Consider the following 24,770-nt stretch of genomic DNA (forward strand, 5'->3'; position numbering starts at 1 on the left):
GGGAGATGCGGCCAGTCCTGGCAGACTGGTACGTCGGCCCCGGTTCACGTACGCGCATCCCGCGTGTGCGACCCGGTGCCCTCCCGAAACTAGGAGACACCTTGAAGCGCGACATCCACCCCGAGTACGTCGAGACCCAGGTGAGCTGCACCTGCGGCGCGTCGTTCACCACCCGCAGCACGATCCAGGCCGGCACCATCCGCGCCGAGGTCTGCTCCGAGTGCCACCCGTTCTACACGGGCAAGCAGAAGATCCTCGACACCGGTGGCCGTGTGGCCCGCTTCGAGGCCCGCTTCGGCAAGGCTGCCGGCTCCGCCAAGAAGTAGCGAGCCACTGCGCCGGTCTTCGGCTGCCCCTGTGCGGGGCGGCCGGGACCGGCGCTTTGCCGTCTCCCCAGCAGCCACATCATGCAAGAAACCAGGAGCCCCCGATGTTCGAGGCGGTCGAGGAACTGATCGGCGAGCACGCCGATCTCGAGAAGAAGCTCGCCGACCCTTCGGTCCACGCGGACCAGGCGAATGCGCGCAAGCTCAACAAGCGGTACGCCGAGCTGACCCCGATCGTCACCACGTACCGCGCCTGGAAGCAGACCGGGGACGACATCGAGACGGCCCGGGAGCTCGCCCACGACGATCCCGACTTCGCCGCCGAGGTCAAGGAGCTGGAGAAGCAGCGCGAGGAGCTCACCGACAAGCTCCGTCTGCTGCTCGTCCCGCGCGACCCCAGCGACGACAAGGACGTCATCCTGGAGATCAAGGCCGGCGCGGGCGGCGACGAGTCGGCGCTGTTCGCCGGCGACCTGCTGCGGATGTACCTGCGCTACGCCGAGCGCGTCGGGTGGAAGACCGAGATCATCGACGCCACCGAGTCCGAGCTGGGCGGCTACAAGGACGTCCAGGTCGCGGTGAAGACCAAGGGCGGCAACGGCGCGACCGAGCCCGGTCAGGGTGTCTGGGCGCGGCTCAAGTACGAGGGCGGCGTGCACCGCGTGCAGCGTGTGCCGGCCACCGAGTCGCAGGGCCGTATCCACACGTCCGCGGCCGGTGTGCTCGTCACCCCCGAGGCCGAGGAGGTGGACGTCGAGATCAACCCCAACGATCTGCGCATCGACGTCTACCGCTCGTCCGGACCCGGCGGCCAGTCCGTCAACACGACCGACTCCGCGGTGCGCATCACGCACCTCCCGACCGGAGTGGTCGCTTCCTGCCAGAACGAGAAGAGCCAGCTCCAGAACAAGGAGCAGGCCTTGCGTATCCTGCGCTCCAGGCTGCTCGCCGCGGCCCAGGAAGCGGCCGAGCAGGAAGCCGCGGACGCCCGCCGCAGCCAGGTCCGCACGGTCGACCGCTCCGAGAAGATCCGTACGTACAACTTCCCGGAGAACCGGATCTCGGACCACCGCGTCGGATTCAAGGCGTACAACTTGGACCAGGTGCTCGACGGGGAACTGGATGCCGTGATCCAGGCCTGCGTCGACGCCGACTCCGCGGCGAAGCTCGCCGCTGCCTGAGCCGTACCGGTGGCGAGAGCCGCGCACCGAACGAACCGCCCAGCCCGGAGGACCAGCGTGCCGTCGCTCCCCGGGGGACGACCCCCGTACCCCCGATCCCTGCTGCTTGCCGAGGTGGCCCAGGCCACCCAGCGGCTGGCCGACGCCGGCGTGCCCTCGCCCCGCTTCGACGCGGAGGAGCTCGCCGCGTTCGTCCACGACGTGAAGCGCGGCGAGCTGCACCTGGTCAAGGACGCGGACTTCGACGCGCGTTACTGGGAGGCCATCGCCCGCCGCGAGGCGCGTGAGCCGCTGCAGCACATCACCGGACGTGCCTTCTTCCGCTATCTGGAGCTCCAGGTCGGCCCCGGTGTCTTCGTGCCCCGGCCCGAGACCGAGTCGGTCGTCGGCTGGGCCATAGACGCGGTGCGTGCCATGGACGTCGTCGAGCCGCTCGTGGTCGACCTGTGCTCCGGCTCCGGTGCCATCGCCCTGGCCGTCGCGCAGGAGGTACCGCGCTCGCGCGTGCACGCCGTGGAGCTGTCCGAGGACGCGATCGGCTGGACGCGCAAGAACGCCGAGGGGTCCAGGGTCACCGTCCACCAGGGCGACGCTCTGAGCGCCCTCCCCGAGTTCGACGGCCAGGTCGACCTGGTCATCTCCAACCCGCCGTACATCCCGCTCACCGAGTGGGAGTACGTCGCCCCCGAGGCGCGTGACCACGACCCGCAGATGGCCCTTTTCTCCGGTGAGGACGGCCTCGACACCATCCGCGGCATCGAGCGCACCGCGCACCGGCTGCTGCGGCCCGGCGGTCTCGTGGTCGTCGAGCACGCCGACACCCAGGGCGGCCAGGTGCCGTGGATCTTCAACGAGGAGGCCGGCTGGGCGGACGCGGCCGACCACCCCGACCTGAACAACCGCCCGCGCTTCGCGACCGCCCGCAAGGCCATGCCGTGATCAACCGCACTGTGTACGTGTCCAGGTACGAGGAGGCCCGCTGATGGCTCGGCGATACGACTGCAACGACGCGACGGACCGCACCACCGGCCTGCGGGAAGCGGCATCGGCCGTCCGCCGCGGCGAGCTCGTCGTGCTGCCCACCGACACCGTGTACGGCATCGGTGCGGACGCGTTCAGCTCGGAGGCCGTCGCCGACCTGCTGGAGGCCAAGGGGCGCGGCCGCAACATGCCCACCCCGGTCCTCATCGGCTCGCCGAACACGCTGCACGGCCTGGTCACCGACTTCTCGGAGCAGGCGTGGGAGCTCGTCGACGCCTTCTGGCCGGGCGCGCTGACGCTCGTGGCCCGGCACCAGCCGTCGCTGCAGTGGGACCTCGGTGACACCCGGGGCACGGTCGCGATCCGGATGCCGCTGCACCCGGTGGCCATCGAGCTGCTCACGGACGTCGGCCCGATGGCCGTGTCGTCCGCCAATCTCACCGGTCACCCGGCGCCCGAGGACTGCGACGCCGCGCAGGACATGCTCGGCGACTCCGTCTCCGTCTACCTCGACGGCGGCCCCACGCCCGGCATCGTGCCGTCCTCGATCGTCGACGTCACCGGGAAGGTCCCGGTCCTGCTGCGTGCGGGCGCGCTGGACGCGGAGGAGCTCCGGAAGGTCGTACCCGACCTCGAGGTGGCCAATTGACAGCCCCTGAGGGGCGTGGCATAGGCGGTACGGAGAACACCTTCCGCATCCTCCACGTCAGCACCGGCAACGTCTGCCGCTCGCCGATCACCGAGCGGCTGACCCGGCATGCCCTCAGCCACCGCCTCGGCGATGCTCTGATCGGTGGGCTGATCGTGGAGAGCGCGGGGACCTGGGGCCACGAGGGTGCCCCGATGGAGGCCAACGCGGCGACGGTCCTCACCGACTTCGGCGCCGACCCGAGCGGTTTCGTGGGCCGTGAGCTGCTCGACGAGCACGTCATCCGTGCGGACCTGGTGCTGACCGCGACCCGCGACCACCGTGCGCAGGTCATCTCCATGGGCCACTCGGCGGGCCTGCGCACCTTCACCCTGAAGGAGTTCACGCGCCTCGTCCGTGCGATAGACCCGGCGACGCTGCCGCACCCCCTGGACGACGGCGTCGTCGAACGAGCCCGGGCGCTGGTGCGTGCGGCCGCCGCTCTACGCGGGTGGCTGCTGGCGCCGAGCGCGGAGGCGGACGAGGTCTACGACCCCTACGGGGCGCCGATCACCTTCTTCCGCTCGATCGGCGACGAGATCAACCAGGCCCTGGACCCCGTGGTCACCGCCCTGACGGGCGTCCCGACGCGCGGCTGACCCGCTCGCCGCTCGGCGCTCTGCCTCCTGCGGCATCCAGTGTCCGTGTGGAGCCCGTCCGGCGTTCGAGGCCGGGGCGCGCGGGTCGAGCCCGGCGGACCCGGTCGCGTCAGGCCCGTACGGGCTTCGAGGGCGGGCAGGTGGGTCGAGGGCGGGTTGCGGGTCGGGCCGGGCGGTACTTGGTCGCGTCAGGCCCGTGCGGGCTTCGAGGGCGGGCAGGTGGGTCGAGGGCGGGTTGCGGGTCGGGCCGGGCGGTATTTGGTTGCGTCAGGCCCGTGCGGGCTTCGAGGGCGGGCAGGTGGGTCGAGGGCGGGTTGCGGGTCGGGCCGGGCGGTATTTGGTCGCGTCAGGCCCGTGCGGGCTTCGAGGGCGGGCAGGTGGGTCGAGCCCGGCGGACTCGGTCGCATCAGCCCCCGTACGGCCCTCGAGGACGGGTGCGCGGGCCTGCTGGACGGTGCCGGCCACGTCGCTGGGCCCCGAGGGGCTCGCCCGCACGTGCGCCTCCGGGCTCACCCGCACACGACCGCGCCGTATGCCGGGCGCGGCGGCGGTGCCCGGCCTACATTGGAGGGGCCGTAGTCCCACGCGAGGCCCGGAGCCCACGATGCCGGTCAGCACTGCAGCGTCAGCCGCCCCCCACGCGCCGGAGCTCGAGGCTCTGCGCCGGCAGGATCCGGAGATCGCCGAGGTGATCCTCGGCGAGATCACCCGGCAGGCCGACAGCCTCCAGATGATCGCCGCCGAGAACTTCACCTCACCCGCCGTCCTCGCCGCCCTCGGCTCCCCGCTCGCCAACAAGTACGCCGAGGGCTACCCCGGCGCCCGCCACCACGGCGGCTGCGAGCTGGTCGATGCCGCCGAGCGCATCGCGGTCGAGCGCGCGACCGCGCTCTTCGGCGCGGAGCACGCCAATGTGCAGCCGCACTCCGGCTCGTCCGCCGTGCTCGCGGCGTACGCGGCGCTGCTGCGGCCCGGCGACACCGTGCTCGCGATGGGGCTCGCCTTCGGCGGACACCTCACGCACGGTTCCCCGGCCAACTTCTCGGGCCGCTGGTTCCAGTTCGTCCCGTACGGCGTGGACGCCGAGACCGGTCTCCTCGACTACGACCAGGTCCGCAGGCTCGCCCGCGAGAACCGGCCGAAAGCCATCGTCTGCGGCTCGATCTCGTATCCCCGGCACATGGACTACGCCGCGTTCCGCGAGATCGCCGACGAGGTGGGCGCGTATCTCATCGCGGACGCCGCGCATCCGATGGGACTGATCGCCGGGGGAGCGGCGCCGAGCCCCGTCCCGTACGCCGACGTCGTCTGCGCGACGACCCACAAGGTGCTGCGTGGTCCCCGCGGCGGAATGATCCTCTGCGGCAGCCATCTGGCCGAGCGCATCGACCGGGCGGTGTTCCCCTTCACCCAGGGCGGCGCCCAGATGCACACCATCGCCGCGAAGGCCGTCGCCTTCGGCGAGGCGGCCACCCCCGCCTTCACGACGTACGCCCAGCGGGTCGTCGCCAATGCCAGGGTCCTCGCCGAAGGGCTGGCCGCGGAGGGGTTCGCGATCACCACCGGCGGCACCGACACCCACCTCATCACCGCTGACCCCGCCCCACTGGGTGTGGACGGCCGCGCCGCACGTGGCCGGCTCGCGGCCGCGGGGCTCGTCCTGGACACCTGCGCCCTGCCCTACGGGGACGGGCGCGGAATCCGGCTCGGGACCGCGGCCGTCACCACCCAGGGCATGGGCGACGCGGAGATGGCCCGGATTGCTGTGCTGTTCGGCACGGCGCTGCGTGCGGAGGGCGAGGACATCCGCCGCGTGCGCGAAGAAGTGCGGGAACTGGCCGGGCGATTTCCTCCGTATTAAGGGCAGATCGGACTGCGTGCAACCGTCTTCGCCGTACGTATGTCCTCATGCATATGGCCAACAAAGCTAGGGTGTGGGGCTGAGATGGCCAGCGATTCCTGTGGGGCAGCCCGTGCGTGATTACCTGCTGACGCTCTGTGTCACGGCTGCGGTGACCTATCTGCTGACCGGTCCGGTGCGCAAGTTCGCCATCGCGACCGGCGCGATGCCGGAGATCCGCGCGCGTGACGTACACCGAGAACCGACACCGCGGCTCGGTGGCATCGCCATGTTCTTCGGCCTGTGCGCCGGGCTCCTCGTCGCCGACCATCTGTCGAACCTCAACAGCGTCTTCGAGCTCTCCAACGAGCCGCGCGCCCTGCTCTCGGGGGCGGCGCTGATCTGGCTGGTCGGGGTCCTGGACGACAAGTTCGAGATCGATGCGCTGATCAAGCTGGGTGCGCAGATGATCGCCGCGGGCGTGATGGTGGCGCAGGGTCTGACGATCCTGTGGCTGCCGATCCCGGGCATCGGAACGGTCGCTCTCACCCAGTGGCAGGGCACGCTCCTGACCGTCGCCCTGGTCGTCATCACCATCAACGCGGTGAACTTCGTCGACGGCCTGGACGGGCTTGCCGCCGGCATGGTCTGCATCGCCACCGCGGCCTTCTTCCTGTACGCCTACCGCATCTGGTTCGGCTACACGATCGAGGCGGCCGCCCCCGCGACCCTGTTCGCCGCGATCCTGATGGGCATGTGCCTGGGCTTCCTCCCGCACAACATGCATCCCGCCCGGATCTTCATGGGCGACTCCGGCTCGATGCTGATCGGCCTGGTGCTGGCCGCGTCCGCGATCTCGGTGACGGGCCAGGTCGACCCGGACGCGCTGAAGCTGTTCGAGGGCGGTACCCGCGAGGCCACGCACGCGGCACTGCCGGTCTTCATCCCGTTGCTGCTGCCGCTGACGATCATCGCGATCCCGTTCGCGGACCTGGTGCTGGCGATCGTCCGCCGTACGTGGAAGGGCAAGTCGCCGTTCGCGGCCGACCGCGGCCACCTCCACCACCGACTGCTGGAGATCGGGCACTCGCACAGCCGCGCCGTGCTGATCATGTACTTCTGGTCGGCGCTCATCGCCTTCGGCGTCGTCCTGTACTCCGTGCACAGCGCGTCCATGTGGATCGTCTTCGCGATCGTGGTGCTCAGCGCCGTCGGCCTGGTCCTCCTGCTGCTGCCCCGCTTCACCCCCCGCGCGCCGCGCTGGGCCGAGGCCTTCGTGCCGCCGCGCTACCGGCGCAAGCGTCCGCAGCAGCCGGTGCCCGTGCTCTCGTGCGACGACGAAGGCGGCATGGCCGACGAGATGCCGGAGGAGCGGATTCCGGTGCCCGCCGGCATCAACGGAGCGACCGCGATCGGCGCGCGTGCACGTTTCACGGACCGGCGTAAGGCCGGAACTCCCGGTTGACGGTGTCAGCGGTGCCGCAATCACGCCCGATACCAGACAAACTGGTACGCCATGCTGCACACACGCGCAGGATCACTCTCATGTGTGAGAGTTGGCACACTCCCGGGTAAAGACCTATTCAAATAGTTTGTGATACCGTTCACGAGAGCCGGAGACAGAGCCGAAAGACCGTAGTGCGACGGTCACTTCGGCCACGGGACACACCTCGAACCGGCTCTACGCTCGTCCATGACGACACCACTGCCCCCACCCACGTAAGCGGAGCTGCCGCCATGCTGTCCAACGACGCCCGCACTCTCCTCCAGGCCGCCGTACCCACTGCCGCCGCCGGCGCTGTCGCCGCCGTGATCAGTGGCATCGTCGCAGGCGGGAAGGGTGCCATCGGCGCCGTCGTCGGCACCCTGGTGGTCATCCTCTTCATGGGGATCGGGATGGTGGTGCTCCAGCGCACCGCCAAGCAGTTCCCGCAGCTTTTCCAGGCCATGGGCCTCATGCTCTACACCACCCAGCTGCTGCTGCTCTTCGTCTTCATGGCCGCGTTCAAGGACACGACGCTGTTCAGCGGGAAGGCCCTGGCCTTCACCCTGCTCGCGGCGACCCTCGTCTGGGTGGCCGCGCAGGCACGCGCCTACATGAAGGCCAAGATTCTTTACGTCGACCCCGACTCCTCGAAGGCCGAAAAGCCCGAGAAGACGGGGTCGACGGCATGAGGGGTAGGGCCGGGATAAATGCCCGTTCGAGATCCTGCTATCGTCCGGTTCCAACTGCGGCACTGCGGGCGCGGGCATCTGAGCTGACGCCTGCTCGAACGCGAGGCCTCGATGCCTGACCGCCGCCCCCACATCCGAAACACCAGTCCGGTGCCGACTCGCGGCTGCGCGCCGCGCCGACACAACGAGGTTGCCGAACCCATGCGTCACGCCGAAGGAGCCCGCGGTGAGTGCTGAACAGACCACGCTCGCCTTTGACTGGAGCTGCCGCATCATGGCCGACAACGGCTGTGGTTTTCCGGCACCGGGCCTTCACTCCTTCCTCTTCAAGCCGATCGCCACCGTCGGCGGCTTCGAGTTCAACAAGGTGATGCTGCTCGCGCTGCTCACCTCGCTCCTTGTCGTCGGCTTCTTCTGGGCGGCCTTCGGTAAGGCGAAGGTGGTGCCGGGCAAGCTGCAGATGATCGGCGAGGCGGGCTACGACTTCGTGCGCCGCGGCATCGTCTACGAGACCATCGGAAAGCGTGAGGGCGAGAAGTACGTCCCGCTCATGGTCTCGATCTTCTTCTTCGTCTGGATCATGAACATCTGGTCCGTGGTCCCGCTGGCCCAGTTCCCGGTGGCCTCGATCTTCGCGTACCCGGTGGTCCTGGCGCTCATCGTCTATGTGCTCTGGGTGTCGCTGACCTTCAAGCGCCACGGTTTCGTCGGCGGCTGGAGGAACATCACCGGTTACGACCCCACGCTCGGCCCCATCAAGTGGCTGGTGTCGTTCATCGAGTTCTTCTCGAACCTGCTGGTCCGCCCGTTCACGCACGCGGTGCGACTCTTCGCCAACATGTTCGCCGGTCACCTGATGCTGGTGATGTTCACGGTCGCCTCCTGGTACCTGCTGAACAGCTGGCTGATCCCGGCCGCCGGCGTCTCCTTCGTGATGACGATGGGCATGATCCTCTTCGAGCTCTTCGTCCAGGCCGTCCAGGCGTACGTCTTCGTCCTTCTGGCCTGTTCCTACATTCAGGGCGCTCTCGCCGAGCACCACTGAGCCACACCACGCCCGCACCACTGAGAACGTCCGGTGGCCAACCCCCACCGGTCCGTACAGAAAAGGAAGAATCAGCATGGCTGCCACTGAGACCCTCGCCGCTGTCACCGGTTCGCTCGGCTCCATCGGCTACGGCCTCGCCGCCATCGGCCCCGGCATCGGCGTCGGCATCGTCTTCGGCAACGGCACCCAGGCTCTGGCCCGTCAGCCCGAGGCTGCCGGCCTGATCCGTGCCAACCAGATCCTCGGCTTCGCCTTCTGTGAGGCGCTCGCCCTCATCGGCATCGTCATGCCGTTCGTTTACGGTCAGTGATCTAGCTCCTCACGGACCCCTTACCGACGAAAGGCATTGATGTGATCGCCAACCTCGTTCAGCTGGCGGCCGGGGAGGAGCAGAACCCGCTCATTCCCCCGGGCCCCGAGCTGCTCGTCGGCACGATCGCCTTCGCCATCGTCTTCTTCTTCCTCGCCAAGAAGCTCCTCCCGAACATCAACAAGGTTCTGGAAGAGCGCCGCGAGGCCATCGAAGGCGGCATGGAGAAGGCCGAGTCCGCGCAGATCGAGGCCCAGAGTGTCCTCGAGCAGTACAAGGCTCAGCTCGCCGAGGCCCGCCACGAGGCCGCGCGTCTGCGCCAGGAAGCGACCGAGCAGGGCACTGCCATCATCCAGGAGATGAAGGCGGAGGGTCAGCGTCAGCGCGAGGAGATCATCGCCGCCGGCCACGCCCAGATCGAGGCCGACCGCAAGGCCGCCGCTCAGGCGCTGCGCCAGGACGTCGGCACGCTCGCCACCGACCTGGCCGGCAAGCTGGTCGGCGAGTCCCTCGAGGACCACGCCCGCCAGAGCCGCACCATCGACCGCTTCCTCGCCGAGCTCGAGGAGAAGGCCGAGGCCGCCCGATGAACGGAGCGAGCCGCGAGGCACTGGCTGCCGCACGTGAGCGTCTCGACGCGCTGACCGACAACACGTCGGTCGACGCGGCGAAGCTTGCCGAGGAGCTGGCCGCCGTCACCGCGCTGCTCGACCGCGAGGTGTCGCTGCGTCGGGTCCTGACCGACCCGGCGCAGGGTGGTTCGGCCAAGGCCGAGCTGGCCGCGCGACTGCTGAGCGGTCAGGTGGGCGGCGAGACCGTCGACCTGGTCTCCGGCATGGTCCGTTCCCGCTGGTCGCAGTCGCGTGACCTGGTGGACGCGGTCGAGGAGCTGGCGGCCACCGCCGACCTCACCGCCGCCCAGCAGGCCGGCGTGCTCGACGACGTCGAGGACGAGATCTTCCGGTTCGGCCGGATCGTCACCTCCAGCACCGAGCTGCGGGCCGCGCTGTCGGACCGCTCCGCGGCGGCCTCCGCCAAGGGCGAGTTGGTGCGCAGCCTGCTCGGCGGCAAGGCCAACCCCGTCAGCGAGCGTCTCGTGGTCCGTCTCGTGACCGCGCCTCGGGGACGTAGCCTGGAGGCAGGACTCGAGTCCCTCTCCAAGATCGCTGCGGAACGCCGGAACCGGATGGTTGCCGTCGTCACCTCGGCAGTGCCGTTGACCGACCAGCAGAAGCGGCGCCTCGGAGCCGTACTGGCGAAGCTGTACGGCCGCGAGATGCACCTGAACCTCGACGTGGACCCCGAGGTCCTCGGCGGGATCTCGGTGCGCGTCGGCGACGAGATCATCAACGGGACCATCGCGGAGCGTCTCGACGAGGCGGCTCGGCGAGTGGCCGGCTGACCGGCCACCAATACAAGACGCATGACCAACGGCCCGTGTTGGGCCGTGCAGAGATTGCAGAAGATTCCTGGGGGTCGCCCCCAGACCCCCAAAGAAACTTCGGGCCCAACAAGGAGAGCAGGGAACCCAGATGGCGGAGCTCACGATCCGGCCGGACGAGATCCGGGACGCGCTGGAGAACTTTGTCCAGTCGTACAAGCCGGACGCGGCCTCGCGCGAGGAGGTCGGTACGGTCAGCCTGGCCGGCGACGGCATCGCGAAGGTCGAGGGTCTGCCCTCGGCCATGGCGAACGAGCTGCTGAAGTTCGAGGACGGCACCCTTGGTCTCGCCCTCAACCTCGAGGAGCGCGAGATCGGCGCGATCGTTCTCGGCGAGTTCAGCGGTATCGAGGAGGGTCAGTCGGTGCAGCGCACCGGCGAGGTCCTCTCCGTCGGTGTCGGCGAGGGCTACCTCGGCCGCGTTGTCGACCCCCTCGGCAACCCGATCGACGGCCTCGGCGAGATCGCGACCGAGGGCCGCCGCGCCCTCGAGCTGCAGGCCCCCGGCGTCATGCAGCGCAAGTCGGTCCACGAGCCCATGGAGACCGGCTACAAGGCCGTCGACGCCATGACGCCGGTCGGCCGCGGCCAGCGTCAGCTGATCATCGGCGACCGCCAGACCGGCAAGACCGCCCTGGCCGTCGACACGATCATCAACCAGCGCGACAACTGGCGCTCGGGCGACGTGAACAAGCAGGTCCGCTGCATCTACGTCGCCATCGGCCAGAAGGGCTCCACCATCGCGTCCGTGCGCGGCGCGCTGGAGGAGGCCGGAGCGCTCGAGTACACGACGATCGTCGCCGCCCCGGCGTCCGACCCGGCCGGCTTCAAGTACCTGGCGCCGTACACCGGTTCGGCCATCGGCCAGCACTGGATGTACGACGGCAAGCACGTCCTCATCATCTTCGACGACCTGTCGAAGCAGGCCGACGCCTACCGCGCCGTTTCCCTGCTGCTGCGCCGCCCGCCGGGCCGTGAGGCCTACCCGGGTGACGTCTTCTACCTGCACTCCCGTCTGCTGGAGCGCTGCGCGAAGCTCTCCGACGAGATGGGTGCCGGATCGATGACCGGTCTGCCGATCGTCGAGACCAAGGCCAACGACGTGTCGGCGTTCATCCCGACCAACGTCATCTCCATCACGGACGGCCAGTGCTTCCTGGAGTCCGACCTGTTCAACGCCGGTCAGCGTCCGGCCCTGAACGTCGGTATCTCGGTCTCCCGTGTCGGTGGTTCCGCCCAGCACAAGGCCATGAAGCAGATCTCCGGCCGTCTGCGCGTGGACCTCGCCCAGTTCCGTGAGCTGGAGGCGTTCGCCGCCTTCGGTTCCGACCTGGACGCGGCCTCCAAGGCGCAGCTGGAGCGCGGTCAGCGCATGGTCGAGCTGCTCAAGCAGCCTCAGTACCAGCCGATGGCCACGGAGGACCAGGTCGTCTCCGTCTGGGCCGGCACCACGGGCAAGATGGACGACGTTCCGGTCAACGACATCCGCCGCTTCGAGTCCGAGATGCTGGCGTTCCTCCACCAGAGCCACTCGGGCCTCATGGGCTCCATCCGTGAGGGCGGCAAGATGTCGGACGACACGCTGCAGGCCGTCGGTGACGCCGTTGCGGAGTTCAAGAAGCAGTTCGAGACCTCTGACGGCAAGTTGCTCGGCGAGGACGCTCCCGCTGCCGTCAACGTCTCGAAGTGACGACGGAAGGGACCTGACTCATGGGAGCGCAGCTCCGGGTCTACAAGCGTCGCATCAAATCCGTCACCGCGACGAAGAAGATCACCAAGGCGATGGAGATGATCGCCGCCTCGCGTGTCGTCAAGGCGCAGCGCAAGGTGCGGGCGTCCACTCCGTACGCGACCGAGCTCACGCGCGCGGTCACGGCGGTGGCGACGGGTGGCAATGACAAGCACCCGCTGACCACCGAGGCGGAGAACCCGACCCGTGCCGCGGTTCTGCTCCTCACGAGCGACCGCGGTCTGGCCGGCGCCTTCAACTCCAACGCCATCAAGGCGGCGGAACAGCTGACGGCGAAGCTGGAGGGCGAGGGCCGCCAGGTCGACGTGTACGTCGTCGGCCGCCGAGGCATCGCGCACTACAACTTCCGTGAGCGCAAGCTGGCCGATTCGTGGACCGGCTTCACGGACCAGCCGGAGTACGGGGACGCCAAGAAGATCGCGGCTCCGCTCATCGAATCGATCGAGCAGGACACGGCCGAAGGCGGCGTGGACGAACTCCACATCGTCTACACCGAGTTCGTCTCGATGATGACGCAGACGGCGGTCGAGGCCCGGCTGCTGCCCCTCAGCCTCGACGAGGTGGCGAAGGAGGCGGGCGCCACGGACACGCTGCGTCCGCTGTACGACTTCGAGCCGTCGGCGGAGGACGTCCTCGACGCCCTGCTGCCGCGGTACGTCGAGAGCCGTATCTACAACGCGCTGCTCCAGTCGGCCGCTTCCAAGCACGCCGCCACGCGCCGCGCGATGAAGTCGGCGACCGACAACGCGGGTGAGCTGATCGACACGCTCTCCCGACTTGCCAACGCGGCCCGCCAGGCCGAAATCACCCAGGAAATCAGCGAGATCGTCGGTGGCGCCAGCGCCCTGGCCGACGCGACCGCGGGGAGTGACAAGTAATGACGACCACTGTTGAGACGGCCGCCGCCACGGGCCGCGTCGCCCGGGTCATCGGCCCGGTCGTCGACGTGGAGTTCCCCGTCGACGCGATGCCGGAGATCTACAACGCGCTGCACGTCGAGGTTGCCGACCCGGCCGAGGAAGGCGCCAAGAAGACCCTGACGCTCGAGGTCGCCCAGCACCTCGGCGAGGGTGTCGTGCGCACCATTTCCATGCAGCCCACCGACGGTCTGGTCCGCCAGGCGGTCGTGACGAACACCGGCAACGGCATCACGGTGCCGGTCGGCGATGTCACCAAGGGCCGCGTATTCAACACGCTGGGCCAGATCCTGAACGAGCCCGAGGCCGAGTCCGAGGTCGGCGAGCGCTGGTCCATCCACCGCAAGGCCCCGGCGTTCGACCAGCTCGAGTCCAAGACCGAGATGTTCGAGACCGGCCTGAAGGTCGTCGACCTTCTCACCCCGTACGTCAAGGGTGGAAAGATCGGTCTGTTCGGTGGCGCCGGTGTCGGCAAGACCGTCCTCATCCAGGAAATGATCGTGCGTGTGGCGAAGCTGCACGAGGGTGTTTCCGTGTTCGCCGGCGTCGGTGAGCGCACGCGTGAGGGCAACGACCTCATCGCCGAAATGGAAGAGTCCGGCGTTCTGGACAAGACCGCGCTGGTCTTCGGCCAGATGGACGAGCCCCCGGGCACGCGTCTGCGCGTGGCCCTGGCCGGTCTGACCATGGCGGAGTACTTCCGCGATGTGCAGAAGCAGGACGTGCTGTTCTTCATCGACAACATCTTCCGCTTCACGCAGGCCGGTTCCGAGGTCTCCACGCTGCTGGGCCGTATGCCCTCCGCGGTGGGTTACCAGCCGAACCTCGCGGACGAGATGGGCATCCTGCAGGAGCGCATCACCTCGACCCGCGGTCACTCGATCACCTCGATGCAGGCGATCTACGTCCCCGCGGACGACCTGACCGACCCGGCCCCGGCCACCACCTTCGCCCACCTCGACGCGACGACGGTTCTCTCCCGTCCGATCTCCGAGAAGGGCATCTACCCGGCCGTGGACCCGCTGGACTCCACGTCCCGCATCCTGGACCCGCGTTACATCGCGCAGGATCACTACGACGCCGCCACGCGCGTCAAGGGAATCCTGCAGAAGTACAAGGACCTCCAGGACATCATCGCGATTCTCGGTATCGACGAGCTGAGCGAGGAGGACAAGCTCGTTGTCCACCGCGCGCGTCGTGTCGAGCGGTTCCTGTCCCAGAACACCCACGCGGCGAAGCAGTTCACCGGCGTGGACGGTTCGGACGTGCCGCTGGAGGAGTCGATCGCCGCGTTCAACGCGATCTGCGACGGTGAGTACGACCACTTCCCCGAGCAGGCGTTCTTCATGTGCGGTGGCCTCGAGGACCTCAAGGCCAACGCCAAGGAGCTCGGCGTCTCCTGAGTCCCGTGACTCGTGGAAGGGGGCGGGTTCCGTCCCGCCCCCTTCTCCACGCCCTCCCGGCGGCCGCAAGACGCCGGGGCGGACCCGTGCGTTTCGGCGCGCGGACCCCTGTGCCCCATTCTCCGGGGGCAGCCCCGGGATCCTCCCCCTGCCTCCGGCGGGGGGACCCCCAGGCCGCAAGACCCCGGGGCGGGCCCGTGCGTTTCGGCGCGCGGACCCCTATTAGACTTATGACCCAACACCCGGCATGACCGCCGGGTGGTGACCCGAGGAGCCACCCTTGGCTGCTGAGCTGCACGTCGAGATGGTCGCTGCCGACCGCCAGGTCTGGTCCGGCAAGGCCACCCTGGTTGTCGCGCGCACCACGTCCGGCGACATCGGCGTCATGCCCGGTCACCAGCCGCTGCTCGGTGTGCTGGAGTCGGGCCCGGTGACCATCCGTACGAGCGAGGGAACGATCGTGGCCGCTGTGCACGGCGGCTTCATCTCGTTCTCGGACGACAAGCTGTCGCTGCTGGCGGAGATCGCCGAGCTGGCGGACGAGATCGACCAGCAGCGCGCCCAGCGTGCGCTGGAGCGCGCACAGTCTGAGTCCGACGCCGCCGCCGAGCGGCGCGCCGATGTCCGGCTGCGTGCGCTGGCGGTGCGCTGAGCGCGCACTGCGCCGATGGATCATCCTCAGCCGCGGCTCGGGCTGGACTTCTCCAGACCGGGTCGCGGCTGAGGCAATGCAGGTGCAGGTTGTATTCCGCTACGGGACGAAGCGAGGAGGTCGGTGGAGATGGTCCTCACTCTGCTCGTGAGCGGTTTGATCGTCGCACTGCTGGTGATCGGGCTCTTCGTCTTCGGTCTGCGCCGACGGCTGATCCAGCGCTCCGGCGGAACCTTCGACTGCAGCCTGCGCTGGAACGTGACGGAGGAGCGGGACCACTCCGGTAAGGGCTGGGTGTACGGGGTCTCCCGCTACAGCGGTGACCGGATCGAGTGGTTCCGTGTCTTCTCGTACGCGATCCGTCCTCGCCGCGAGCTGGAACGTGCCGCGATCGAGGTGCTCGCGCGGCGCCTCCCGGAGGGCGAGGAGGAGCTCGCGCTCCTCTCCGACTCCATCATCCTCGGCTGTCTCCACCGCGGCACCCGCCTGGAACTGGCCATGAGCGAGGACGCGCTCACCGGCTTTCTCGCCTGGCTGGAGGCGGCGCCTCCCGGCCAACGAGTCAATGTCGCCTGACGAGGGCGAGTCACCTTGGGCAGGGCCCGAGTGAACGGCGACGGCACGGCCGGCATCGCCGTCGTCGGGCCGGGGGAGTGCCATGTGTGGTCCGCCCGGGCCCACTGGGTGCCCGAGCTCCTCGATGTCCTCGACGAGGGCGAGCGTGAGCGCTGTGCGCAGTTCCGCCGCGAGGAGCACCGAGGGCTGTATCTGACCGCTCATGTCCTCGCCCGCAGGGTCGTCGCGGCGCAGCTGTCCGTCGATCCGCGCGACGTGATCTTCGTACTCGTCTGCAAGCACTGCACCGAGCCGCGGGGCAGACCGCACGGAAAGCCGACCCTGCCGGGCACTCCACTGGAGCTTTCGCTGTCGCACTCGGGGCGCCGGGTGATGGTCGCGCTCACGACCGCCGGGCCGGTCGGCGTGGACGTCGAGGAGGTCGCCAGGCAGGCGGACCTGCCGCTCGACGTGCTCTCCGCGCCCGAGCGCGCCGAACTGGAGCGCTTGCCGTCAGTGGACCGGGCCGGGGCCTTCACGCGCTACTGGGCACGTAAGGAAGCCGTGCTCAAGGCCACCGGCGAGGGACTGATGGTCGACCCGGCGACACTCACGGTGACCGGTCCCGCCGCGCCCGCGCAGTTGATCGAGTGGCGGGAACGCCCCGAGCCGCACCTTCCGGTGCGGCTCGAGGATCTTGACGAGGGTGACGACTACCGGGCGGCGGTCGCCGTCGTGGGGGACGGCGACCGCGTTCAGGTGGTACGGCACCCGGATACGGACGTCCGGGTCTGACGGGTCTGACGGGTCCGACGGGGCTCGCGACGCGTGACCGCTATCCGAGGCCACTGTTGATGGCACCGACCAGTTCGCCGTTCGCCGTGTCACCGGAGAACTCCCAGAAGAACGCGCCTCCCAGGTTCTGGTTCTTCGCCCAGCTCATCTTTCCGCCGATCGTCGACGGGGTGTCGTAGCTCCACCAGTTCGAGCCGCAGTGCGCGTACGCCGTACCCGCGACCGTGCCGTTCGCAGGGCAGGAGGTCTTGAGGACCTTGTAGTCCTCGATCCCCTGCTCGTACGTGCCGGGCGCCGGTCCGGTCGCGGTGCCCCCCGGTGCCGACTGGGTCACGCCGGTCCAGCCGCGGCCGTAGAAGCCGATGCCGAGCAGGAGCTCGCCCGAGGGGACGCCCTGCGCCTTGAGCTTGGCGATCGCCTCGGCGGAGTTGAAGCCCGCCTGCGGGATGCCGGCGTACGAGGTCAGCGGCGAGTGCGGGGCGGTCGGTCCGTCCGCGTCGAAGGCGCCGAAGAAGTCGTACGTCATCACGTTGTACCAGTCGGTGTACTGAGCGGCCCCCGCATAGTCGGTCTTGTCGATCTTGCCGCCGCTGCTGGCGTCCGCCGTGATGGCGGCCGTGACGAGGTTGTTCGCACCGAACCTGGCGCGCATGGCCTGCATCATGTTCTTGAACGCGGCGGGGCCGCTGGTGTCGCAGGACAGACCGCAGGCGTTGGGGTACTCCCAGTCGAGGTCGATGCCGTCGAAGACGTCGGCCCAGCGCGGGTCCTCCACCAGGCGGTAGCAGGAGTCGGCGAAGGCGGCCGGGTTCTGGACGGCCTGCGGGAAGCCGCCGGACCAGGTCCACCCGCCGAAGGACCACAGCACCTTGATGTGCGGGTACCGGGCCTTGAGCTTGCGCAGCTGGTTGAAGCTGCCGCGCAGCGGCTGGTCCCAGGTGTCCGCGACGCCGTCGACCGACTGGTCCGCCGTATAGGCCTTGTCGTAGTCGGCGTAGGCGTCACCGATGGTGCACTGGCCGTTCTGGACGTTGCCGAAGGCGTAGTTGATGTGCGTGATCTTCGACGCGGAGCCGGAGGTCACCAGGTTCTTCACGTGGTAGTTGCGCCCGTAGACGCCCCAGTTGGTGAAGTAGCCCAGCTTGATCTTGTCGCCTCCGCCGCCACCGTCGCCGGTGGTGCGCACGGCGCGGGCGCCGCTGACGGGGCCGGTCTGGTCGGCCGTGTCACGGGCCTGGACGGTGTACGAGTAGTCCGTGCCGGCGGTCAGCCCGGTGTTGGTGTAGGTGAGACCGGTGACCGTCGCGACCTTCGTACCGTCGCGGAGGACGTCGTAGTTCTTGATGCCTTTGTCGTCGGTGGCCGCGGCCCAGCTCAGCGTCACCGAGGTGTCGGTGATGTTGCTCGCGGACGGGGTGCCGGGGGCGGACGGCGGGTTGTCGCCGGGAATGGTGCCGCCGTCGCAGGAGCCGCCGTTGATCCTGCAGTTGGACGGGGCGCCGGGGCCCGCGCCGTTGAAGCCGAAGGACACCGAGGCACCGGGGGCGAGGGAGCCGTTCCAGCTCTTGTTCCTGGCGGTCCAGTGGGTGCCGGAGGCGGTGACGTCGGCGTCCCAGGCGGAGGTGACGGACGTGCCGGAGGGGAAGTCCCACTCGACGGTCCAGGAGGTGATGGAGGTGGTGCCGGTGTTCTTCACCGTCCACTTGCCCTCGAAGCCGGTGCCCCAGTCCTGGACCTTGGCGTAGGTGGCGGTGGCGGAGGTGGCTGCCTCGGCAGGCGTCGCGAGGCCGACCATCGCGGCGAGGGGGAGCAGCAGGGCGGTGAGTCCCGCCGTCGCTCTGGATCTGAATCTGCCTCTGGTGCGGGGGGTACTCGTGCTCAAGGGATGCTCCTCGAGTTGCGGACGGACAAGTCGGGGGGTCGGTCCGTGCACGGCACTCCGCGGGGCTCACCGCGGCATGCCGTGCGGTGAGACTAGGAAGGTCTGGACCAATCGTCAATAGGTCCAGACCAAAGTCGAACGGAGGTGTGTGCCGGGCGGACTCAGATCCCCAACTCCTGTGCCAGCACGGCCGCTTGAACCCTGCTGCGCAGGGCGAGCTTCCCCAGTAGCCGGCTCACATGCGTCTTCACGGTGGCCTCCGCCATCTCCAGCCGCACCGCGATCTCGGCGTTCGACAACCCCTGCCCCAGACAGGCCAGCACCTCGCGCTCACGCCGCGTCAGCGCGTCGAGCAGGGCGGGGTCCGGCGCGTCCGGGGAGCGTACGGACGTCGGCGCCGCGAACTCCGCGATCAGCCGCCGCGTCACCGCCGGGGCGATCACTCCCTCACCGCGCGCCACCGTCCGTACCGCCTCGATCAGATCCCTCGCGTCCGTGTTCTTCAGCAGAAAGCCCGCGGCCCCGGCGCGCAGCGCCCCGAAGACGTACTCGTCGAGATCGAACGTCGTCAGTACGAGGACGTCGGCGAGGCCTTCGCCGACCACCTGCCGTGTCGCCGACACCCCGTCGAGACGCGGCATCTGCACGTCCATCAGCACCAGATCCGGGCGCAGCTCCCGGGCCAGGCGCACCGCCTCCTCGCCGTCCGCGGCCTCGCCTGCCACCTCGATGTCGGGGGCGCTGCCCAGGATGAGGACCAGCCCCGCCCGTACGGCGCTCTGGTCCTCCGCGACCAGGACGCGGATCACGCTGCTCATGCCGACGGCTCCCTGTCCCGCTCCGTGGGCAGGAGTGCCCGCACCCGCCACACCTTTGCCGGTCCACCCGGCGGTCCCTCCACGGGACCTGCTTCGAACTCCCCGCCGAGCAGCGCCACCCGCTCCCGCATACCCACCAGACCGGCGCCGGAACCGGGGGCGCGCGGCCCCGGGCGGCTGCCGAACGGGCTGGTCACCGTCACCGTCAGCGCACCCCCGGCCGTCCCCGAGAGGCGCACGGCGACCTCGCCGGGATCCGCGTGCTTGAGCGCGTTCGTCAGCGACTCCTGAACGATCCGGTACGCCGCGAGCTCGACCGGCGTGGGCAGGGCGGCCGCCTCGCCCCGGTCCGGGGCGTCGTCCAGTACGAAGCGAAGCCCGCTGGCCTCGCCGTTCGTGCGGGCCTTCGCGATCAGCGCGTCGAGGCCCGCGAGGGTGGGCGCGGCGGCCGGTTCGTCGTGGCCGCTGCTGTCGCGGAGCAGCCCGATCAGCCGGCGCATCTCGGACAGGCCGGCCACGCTGTTCTCCCGGATGACCGTGAGCGCCTGCCGCGTGGTCGCCGGCTCGTCGAGGGAGAGCGCGGCGGTCGAGTGGATCGCGATCGCCGACAGATGGTTCGCGACCATGTCGTGCAGTTCCCGGGCCATCCGGGCGCGTTCGGCGGTCACCGCCTGCGTGCGGTCCATCTCGGCCAGCAGCGCGGTCTGTTCGGCCCGCAGCCGGGCCGCGTCGGCGGCGTCGCGGTGGTTGCGGACGAGGGCGCCGGTCGCGGCGGGGCCGAACGACACCAGCCCGACGACCACCCCGAGCAGCAGCGCGACGGGCTGTCGTATCCACACCAGGAACCCGATCGTCGCCGCGACCGTGACCATCCCGGTCGTGTACGGGATACGACGGGCCGCGGCGGGCGTCCCGTACACGACGGCGGCGTACACGACGTCCGTGAACATCAGGACCGTCGCGATGCTGCCGGGCGTCAGCTGGTCCACCACGATCGCGGCCGTGCCCACCACCAGCGCCGTCTGCGGCCTGGTCCGCCGCAGGAGTTCCATCGCGGCCATCACGACGAGCGGCACCAGCGTCAGCCACGGCCCGGAGAGCGGGCGGCCGTCGTCCTTGGTGTGCACCCCGAGCGACCACAGGAGCAGGCCGCCGGCGAGCCCGGCGGCTGCGATCAGGACGTCGTCGTGGTGGGGTCGGGGAAGGCTCACGTCCTCATCCAACACGGTGCGGCGGGGCGAGACCTCCTCGTACCGGCCGATACGGAACTACATCGAACGATGCAGTCACGGTTCGTCACTGATGACGACGATCCCCGGCGGTGCGGCCGGGAGCCTGGAAGCAACGAAGGGAGCGTCGCCGTGATCGTCGCGCTGATCGTGATCTGTGAGATCGGCTTCTGGGTGCTGCTGGCCGCCGGGCTGGCCGTGCGCTATCTGCTGAAAATGCCGCGGGCGGGACTCGCGCTGCTGCTCTGCGAGCCGCTGCTCGAGGTCCTGCTGCTGGTCGTCACCGCCCTCGACCTCAAGAACGGCGGCGAGCCGAGCTGGAAGCACGGCCTCGCCGCGCTCTACATCGGCTACACCGTCGGCCACGGCCATCGCACCATCAAGTGGCTCGACGGCCACGCCGCACACCGCTTCGGCGGCGGCCCGCCGCCGGTGAGGCCACCGCGCCACGGCATGGCCCGTGCCCGGCACGAGGGCGGGGTGTGGCTGGGCACGGTGGTCGCCGCGGCCGTCGCCTCCGTGCTGCTCCTGATCGCGATCCGGTACGTGGGCGACGCGTCGAGGACCGGCCCGCTTCAGAGCTGGATGTACGTCGCCTGGCGGGCGGCGGCCATCCACGGCCTGATCGCGCTCAGCTACGCGATCTGGCCGAAGAAGGGCTCCCCGGAGTCGTCGGCGCTCCTGGCCGGGAACCCGGGGGACGCCCCCGACCTCCTTGTCCGCCGTCCTCGCCAGGATGGCGCACCTTCCGGGGGCGACCCCCGGGCCCCCGGCAGGGGCGCGGTCGGGATCGCCTCAGCGCTCCCCACCGGGGACCCAGAGGACGTCCCCGACCTCCTTGTTCGCCGTCCTCGCCAGAATGAACAGCAGATCGGATAGCCGGTTGAGGTACGTCGCGGTCAGCGGGTTCATCGTCTCGCCGTGCACCTCCAGCGCCGCCCATGTCGAGCGCTCCGCCCGCCTCACCACCGTGCACGCCTGGTGCAGCAGTGCCGCACCAGGCGTACCTCCGGGCAGGATGAAGGAGCGGAGCTTGTCCAGGTCCTCCAGGAAGCGGTCGCAGTCCGTCTCCAGCTTGTCGACGTACGACTGCTCCACCCGCAGCGGCGGGTACTTCGGATCCGGCACGACCGGCGTCGACAGGTCGGCGCCGACGTCGAAGAGGTCGTTCTGGACCCGGACGAGGACCTTCACGACCTCCTCCGGCAGCCGCCCGAGGGCGACGGCCGTGCCGATGACCGCGTTGGCCTCGTTGGCGTCGGCGTACGCCGAGATGCGCAGATCGGTCTTGGCCGTGCGGCTCATGTCGCCGAGTGCCGTCGTGCCCTTGTCGCCGGTGCGCGTGTAGATGCGCGTCAGATTGACCATGCGGCCAGCCTAGTTACGCGGCCGCCCGATCACGCGCCCGCGGTCCGGAAGACCCGTGTGCCGACGTACCCGATCCTCTCGCGCCTGCCCGCGGGGTCGGTCGTCAGATCGCGGCCCGCGACGGTGGCGGTGCCGCCCGTCGGCGCGAGCAGCGTCGTGAGCATGCGCAGGGTCGTGGTCCTGCCCGCGCCGTTCGGTCCGAGGAATCCGAGGATCTCGCCCCGCTCGGCGGTGAGGTCGATACCGCGGACCGCCTCGACGGGTCCGCTCTTGGTGGTGGACGTCCGGGCCAGGCCGGAGGTTGCGATGGCCGCCATGCGCCAGAAAACAGAGCAACTTAAATTTTGCAATGCCACCAAAAATCAAGGACCCCCATCGAGGGCTACGATGAACGCATGGCTGAGGGGCTCAGGGAGCGGAAGAAGCGCCGGAGCAGGCAGCACATCTCGGATGTGGCCACGGGCCTGTTTATGGAGCGCGGCTTCGACGCGGTGACGATCGCGGAGGTCGCGCAGGCCGCGGACGTCTCAGTCAACACCGTCTACAACTACTTCCCGGCCAAGGAGGACCTCTTCTTCGATCGCGAACCCGGGCTCGTCGAGCGGCTCGCACGCTGGGTTCGCGCGCGGGACGCGGGCGAGTCGGCGGCCGCGGCCGTACTGCGCGAGCTGCGCGGCGAGGTGGAGGCGGTCTCGCCATCGGTCGGACTGATGGATGGTTATGACCGATTCCTCCGCGTCATCCACCATGCTCCGTCCCTCCAGTCCCGGGTGCTGACCTTTCAGCGGGAGACGGTCACCAAGCTCGCGCAGGCCCTGCGCGAGGAGACCGGGGCGGCCCCCGACGACCCGATGCCGTTTCTGATGGCGGGACAGATCGACTGGGTGTACGAGACCGCCATGGGCGCCATCGGCCGGGAGATGATGGCCGGCCGCCGGCCCGCCGAGGTCTCCCGTGAGGTCCTCGGTCTTATCGACGAGATGGAGGATCTGCTCAGCGAGCGCGTACTCGGCTACGCGGTACGGCTCACCTGACGGCCCGCAGCGGTGTGATGTCCGTCATGGAAGTCGGGCGCTGCGGCCTGAAGAGCCTCGTTGAGGGGCGGTGGTCGGGTGACCGGTGGGCGTGACGCGCATCTCTTCACCGCCACACGGCCGCTCACGGACGCTAACCTCCGGCAGAGATCCGATATGTAAACGTGTGTTAAGGGGTGCAGCAGTGGCCGGGAAGCTCGCCGTCATCGGGGCCGGACTCATGGGGTCCGGCATCGCGCAGGTGTCCGCCCAGGCGGGCTGGGACGTCGTCCTGCGTGATGTCACCGACGCGGCCTTGACGCGCGGCACCGACGGGATCAAGGCGTCGTACGACAAGTTCGTCGCCAAGGGCAAGCTCGAAGCCGCCGACGCCGAGGCGGCGTTGGCGCGCATCACCACGACCACCGACCTCGACGCGGTCGCCGACGCGGACATCGTCGTCGAGGCGGTCTTCGAGAAGCTCGAGGTCAAGCACGAGATCTTCCGGGCGCTCGACAAGCTCGTACGGGACGACGCGGTCCTCGCCTCCAACACCTCCGCCATCCCGATCACGAAGATCGCGGCCGTGACGGAGCGTCCGGAGCGTGTCGTGGGCGCCCACTTCTTCTCGCCGGTCCCGATGATGCAGCTCTGCGAGCTCGTCCGCGGCTACAAGACCAGCGACGAAACCCTCGCCGTCACCCGCGAGTTTGCCGAGTCCGTCGGCAAGACCTGCATCGTCGTCAACCGCGACGTCGCCGGCTTCGTCACCACGCGCCTCATCTCGGCGCTCGTCGTCGAGGCGGCCAAGCTGTACGAATCGGGCGTCGCGACCGCCGAGGACATCGACATCGCCTGCAAGCTCGGCTTCGGCCACGCCATGGGCCCGCTGGCCACCGCCGATCTGACCGGCGTCGACATCCTGCTGCACGCCACCAGCAACATCTACACCGAGTCGCAGGACGAGAAGTTCGCCCCGCCGGAGCTGATGCGCCGGATGGTTGACGCCGGTGACATCGGGCGCAAGAGCGGGCAGGGCTTCTACAAGCACTGACCGCGCCATTGACCACGCGTGGACCCGTGTCGACCGCACGGGTCTGCGCACCATCACCCCACAGGGTGAATTCGGTATCGGTTCGCTTACGGGCGGCAACTTCTCCGCCCGTACGGCAGTCAGTTGTTGCACAAAGAGACCGCACGAACACGGCAGACGGCTGACGCGGACAGCGGACGGCAGACGGAAGCTGTAGACAGACCTGACGGACAAAAGCACTCTCAGGGAGCGCATATGCACATCAGGGGCGACCACGCCGAGCTGGTCGTCGGGGGCCGCCTCGACGTACGCAGCGCGGCGGACGCCCGCACCGTCCTGCACTCGGCCGTCGACGACGGAGTCGGCGACCTGGTGCTCGACCTGACCGACCTCGACTCCTGGGACGCCACCGGACTCGGCGTCATCATGGGCGCCCACCGACGGGCGGGCCGCTGCGGCCGACGGCTCGTCCTGCGCGGCGTGCCGCCGCAGATGCAGCGCCTTCTGGTGGCCACCCGACTGCACCGGATCCTGGCCATCGAGGGTGGAATCGCCGCAGAGTCCCTGCCGCGGGTCTGATCGGCCCACACTCCGCCAGGGACGCACAATCCTCACGAGATTGTGACGTCCTGGGCGGCCCGGCACCCCGGCTGTTCCTGGATACTCGGCGACGGTCTAGGGTGCGGTCGCCTGCCGATTCACGTACCCATTGCGGCGGGCACCGGACCAGAAGCGACAGCGGAGCGTGCAGACCGGCCGGGAGGGG

The 24,770-nt window shown here is 69.4% G+C and carries 25 protein-coding genes and 2 pseudogenes; 22 read left to right on the top strand and 5 right to left on the bottom strand.

Going from position 1 to position 24,770, the window contains the following annotated elements; all coding sequences use genetic code 11:
• Positions 1–101: 101 nt before the first annotated feature.
• The 18 genes from rpmE to ABT078_RS02885 all read left to right on the top strand — a co-directional run bounded on the left by rpmE (position 102) and on the right by ABT078_RS02885 (position 16,661).
• A complete protein-coding gene (rpmE, locus tag ABT078_RS02800) occupies positions 102–326 on the top strand; it encodes a 50S ribosomal protein L31 (protein WP_351223098.1) in 225 nt (74 codons plus the stop codon).
• Between the two features lie 104 nt (positions 327–430).
• On the top strand, positions 431–1,507 hold the full coding sequence (prfA, locus tag ABT078_RS02805; RefSeq protein ID WP_351223100.1) for a peptide chain release factor 1: 1,077 nt from the start codon (positions 431–433) through the stop codon (positions 1,505–1,507).
• Positions 1,508–1,564: 57 nt separating this feature from the next.
• The gene (gene prmC, locus ABT078_RS02810) at positions 1,565–2,446 is read left to right on the top strand and encodes a peptide chain release factor N(5)-glutamine methyltransferase (RefSeq protein WP_351223102.1); all 882 of its coding nucleotides are present in this window, start codon (positions 1,565–1,567) and stop codon (positions 2,444–2,446) included.
• A 43-nt stretch (positions 2,447–2,489) separates the two neighbouring features.
• Positions 2,490–3,137, top strand: coding sequence for an L-threonylcarbamoyladenylate synthase (locus ABT078_RS02815; RefSeq protein WP_351223104.1), 648 nt, complete (start codon positions 2,490–2,492; stop codon positions 3,135–3,137).
• Positions 3,134–3,775, top strand: a complete 642-nt coding sequence (locus ABT078_RS02820; RefSeq protein WP_351223106.1) for an arsenate reductase/protein-tyrosine-phosphatase family protein — start codon at positions 3,134–3,136, stop codon at positions 3,773–3,775. The genes ABT078_RS02815 and ABT078_RS02820 overlap by 4 nt, the downstream gene beginning before the upstream one ends.
• A gap of 604 nt (positions 3,776–4,379) precedes the next feature.
• A complete protein-coding gene (gene glyA, locus ABT078_RS02825) occupies positions 4,380–5,636 on the top strand; it encodes a serine hydroxymethyltransferase (protein ID WP_351223108.1) in 1,257 nt (418 codons plus the stop codon).
• A gap of 112 nt (positions 5,637–5,748) precedes the next feature.
• Complete coding sequence (locus tag ABT078_RS02830) at positions 5,749–7,080, top strand: MraY family glycosyltransferase (protein ID WP_351223110.1); 1,332 nt, start codon at positions 5,749–5,751, stop codon at positions 7,078–7,080.
• Positions 7,081–7,352: 272 nt separating this feature from the next.
• Positions 7,353–7,790 carry a Cg1360 family ATP-synthase-associated protein gene (locus ABT078_RS02835; protein ID WP_351223112.1) on the top strand — a complete coding sequence of 146 codons (438 nt, stop codon included), beginning with the start codon at positions 7,353–7,355 and terminating at the stop codon, positions 7,788–7,790.
• A 226-nt stretch (positions 7,791–8,016) separates the two neighbouring features.
• Positions 8,017–8,835: a F0F1 ATP synthase subunit A gene (atpB, locus tag ABT078_RS02840; RefSeq protein WP_502981142.1), complete on the top strand. Its 819-nt coding sequence runs from the start codon at positions 8,017–8,019 to the stop codon at positions 8,833–8,835.
• Positions 8,836–8,911: 76 nt separating this feature from the next.
• Positions 8,912–9,148 carry an ATP synthase F0 subunit C gene (gene atpE / locus ABT078_RS02845; protein WP_351223114.1) on the top strand — a complete coding sequence of 79 codons (237 nt, stop codon included), beginning with the start codon at positions 8,912–8,914 and terminating at the stop codon, positions 9,146–9,148.
• Between the two features lie 41 nt (positions 9,149–9,189).
• Positions 9,190–9,738 (top strand): F0F1 ATP synthase subunit B, encoded by a 549-nt coding sequence (locus ABT078_RS02850; protein WP_351223116.1) that lies wholly within the window; start codon positions 9,190–9,192, stop codon positions 9,736–9,738.
• Positions 9,735–10,550, top strand: a complete 816-nt coding sequence (locus ABT078_RS02855) for a F0F1 ATP synthase subunit delta (RefSeq protein ID WP_351223118.1) — start codon at positions 9,735–9,737, stop codon at positions 10,548–10,550. Before ABT078_RS02850 ends, ABT078_RS02855 begins: the two co-directional genes overlap by 4 nt.
• A gap of 130 nt (positions 10,551–10,680) precedes the next feature.
• A complete protein-coding gene (gene atpA / locus ABT078_RS02860; protein ID WP_351223120.1) occupies positions 10,681–12,279 on the top strand; it encodes a F0F1 ATP synthase subunit alpha in 1,599 nt (532 codons plus the stop codon).
• Between the two features lie 20 nt (positions 12,280–12,299).
• The gene (locus ABT078_RS02865; protein WP_351223122.1) at positions 12,300–13,217 is read left to right on the top strand and encodes a F0F1 ATP synthase subunit gamma; all 918 of its coding nucleotides are present in this window, start codon (positions 12,300–12,302) and stop codon (positions 13,215–13,217) included.
• Complete coding sequence (atpD, locus tag ABT078_RS02870) at positions 13,217–14,659, top strand: F0F1 ATP synthase subunit beta (protein WP_351223124.1); 1,443 nt, start codon at positions 13,217–13,219, stop codon at positions 14,657–14,659. Before ABT078_RS02865 ends, atpD begins: the two co-directional genes overlap by 1 nt.
• 280 nt (positions 14,660–14,939) lie before the next feature.
• Positions 14,940–15,311, top strand: coding sequence for a F0F1 ATP synthase subunit epsilon (locus ABT078_RS02875; RefSeq protein ID WP_351223126.1), 372 nt, complete (start codon positions 14,940–14,942; stop codon positions 15,309–15,311).
• Positions 15,312–15,434: 123 nt separating this feature from the next.
• Positions 15,435–15,887, top strand: a complete 453-nt coding sequence (locus tag ABT078_RS02880) for a DUF2550 domain-containing protein (protein WP_351223128.1) — start codon at positions 15,435–15,437, stop codon at positions 15,885–15,887.
• A 15-nt stretch (positions 15,888–15,902) separates the two neighbouring features.
• On the top strand, positions 15,903–16,661 hold the full coding sequence (locus ABT078_RS02885) for a 4'-phosphopantetheinyl transferase family protein (RefSeq protein ID WP_351223130.1): 759 nt from the start codon (positions 15,903–15,905) through the stop codon (positions 16,659–16,661).
• Positions 16,662–16,701: 40 nt separating this feature from the next.
• On the opposite strand, the gene ABT078_RS02890 is transcribed toward ABT078_RS02885, so the two are convergent.
• From ABT078_RS02890 to ABT078_RS02900, 3 genes are all read right to left on the bottom strand, one after another.
• A complete protein-coding gene (locus tag ABT078_RS02890; protein WP_502981144.1) occupies positions 16,702–18,543 on the bottom strand; it encodes a glycoside hydrolase family 18 chitinase in 1,842 nt (613 codons plus the stop codon).
• A gap of 161 nt (positions 18,544–18,704) precedes the next feature.
• Positions 18,705–19,361: a response regulator gene (locus ABT078_RS02895; RefSeq protein ID WP_351223132.1), complete on the bottom strand. Its 657-nt coding sequence runs from the start codon at positions 19,359–19,361 to the stop codon at positions 18,705–18,707.
• Positions 19,358–20,572, bottom strand: coding sequence for a sensor histidine kinase (locus ABT078_RS02900; protein ID WP_351223134.1), 1,215 nt, complete (start codon positions 20,570–20,572; stop codon positions 19,358–19,360). The genes ABT078_RS02895 and ABT078_RS02900 overlap by 4 nt, the downstream gene beginning before the upstream one ends.
• A gap of 150 nt (positions 20,573–20,722) precedes the next feature.
• On the opposite strand from ABT078_RS02900, the pseudogene ABT078_RS02905 reads away from it, so the two are divergent.
• Positions 20,723–21,325 (top strand): annotated as a pseudogene (locus tag ABT078_RS02905) (hypothetical protein); the annotation flags it as partial.
• A 60-nt stretch (positions 21,326–21,385) separates the two neighbouring features.
• On the opposite strand, the gene ABT078_RS02910 reads toward ABT078_RS02905, so the two are convergent.
• Together ABT078_RS02910 and ABT078_RS02915 are read right to left on the bottom strand one after the other, a co-directional pair.
• A complete protein-coding gene (locus tag ABT078_RS02910; RefSeq protein WP_351223138.1) occupies positions 21,386–21,958 on the bottom strand; it encodes a cob(I)yrinic acid a,c-diamide adenosyltransferase in 573 nt (190 codons plus the stop codon).
• A 62-nt stretch (positions 21,959–22,020) separates the two neighbouring features.
• Positions 22,021–22,275 (bottom strand): annotated as a pseudogene (locus ABT078_RS02915) (ATP-binding cassette domain-containing protein); the annotation flags it as partial.
• 78 nt (positions 22,276–22,353) lie between these two features.
• Between ABT078_RS02915 and ABT078_RS02920 the strand changes: the two are divergent.
• From ABT078_RS02920 to ABT078_RS02930, 3 genes are all read left to right on the top strand, one after another.
• Positions 22,354–22,992 (top strand): TetR/AcrR family transcriptional regulator, encoded by a 639-nt coding sequence (locus ABT078_RS02920; protein WP_351223140.1) that lies wholly within the window; start codon positions 22,354–22,356, stop codon positions 22,990–22,992.
• Positions 22,993–23,176: 184 nt separating this feature from the next.
• Positions 23,177–24,025, top strand: coding sequence for a 3-hydroxyacyl-CoA dehydrogenase family protein (locus ABT078_RS02925; RefSeq protein WP_351223142.1), 849 nt, complete (start codon positions 23,177–23,179; stop codon positions 24,023–24,025).
• 234 nt (positions 24,026–24,259) lie between these two features.
• A complete protein-coding gene (locus tag ABT078_RS02930) occupies positions 24,260–24,583 on the top strand; it encodes an STAS domain-containing protein (RefSeq protein WP_041984301.1) in 324 nt (107 codons plus the stop codon).
• Positions 24,584–24,770: the final 187 nt, after the last annotated feature.

It is taken from the genome of Streptomyces sp. NPDC002133 (assembly GCF_040296405.1).
In the GTDB taxonomy this organism is placed as follows: Bacteria; Actinomycetota; Actinomycetes; order Streptomycetales; family Streptomycetaceae; genus Streptomyces.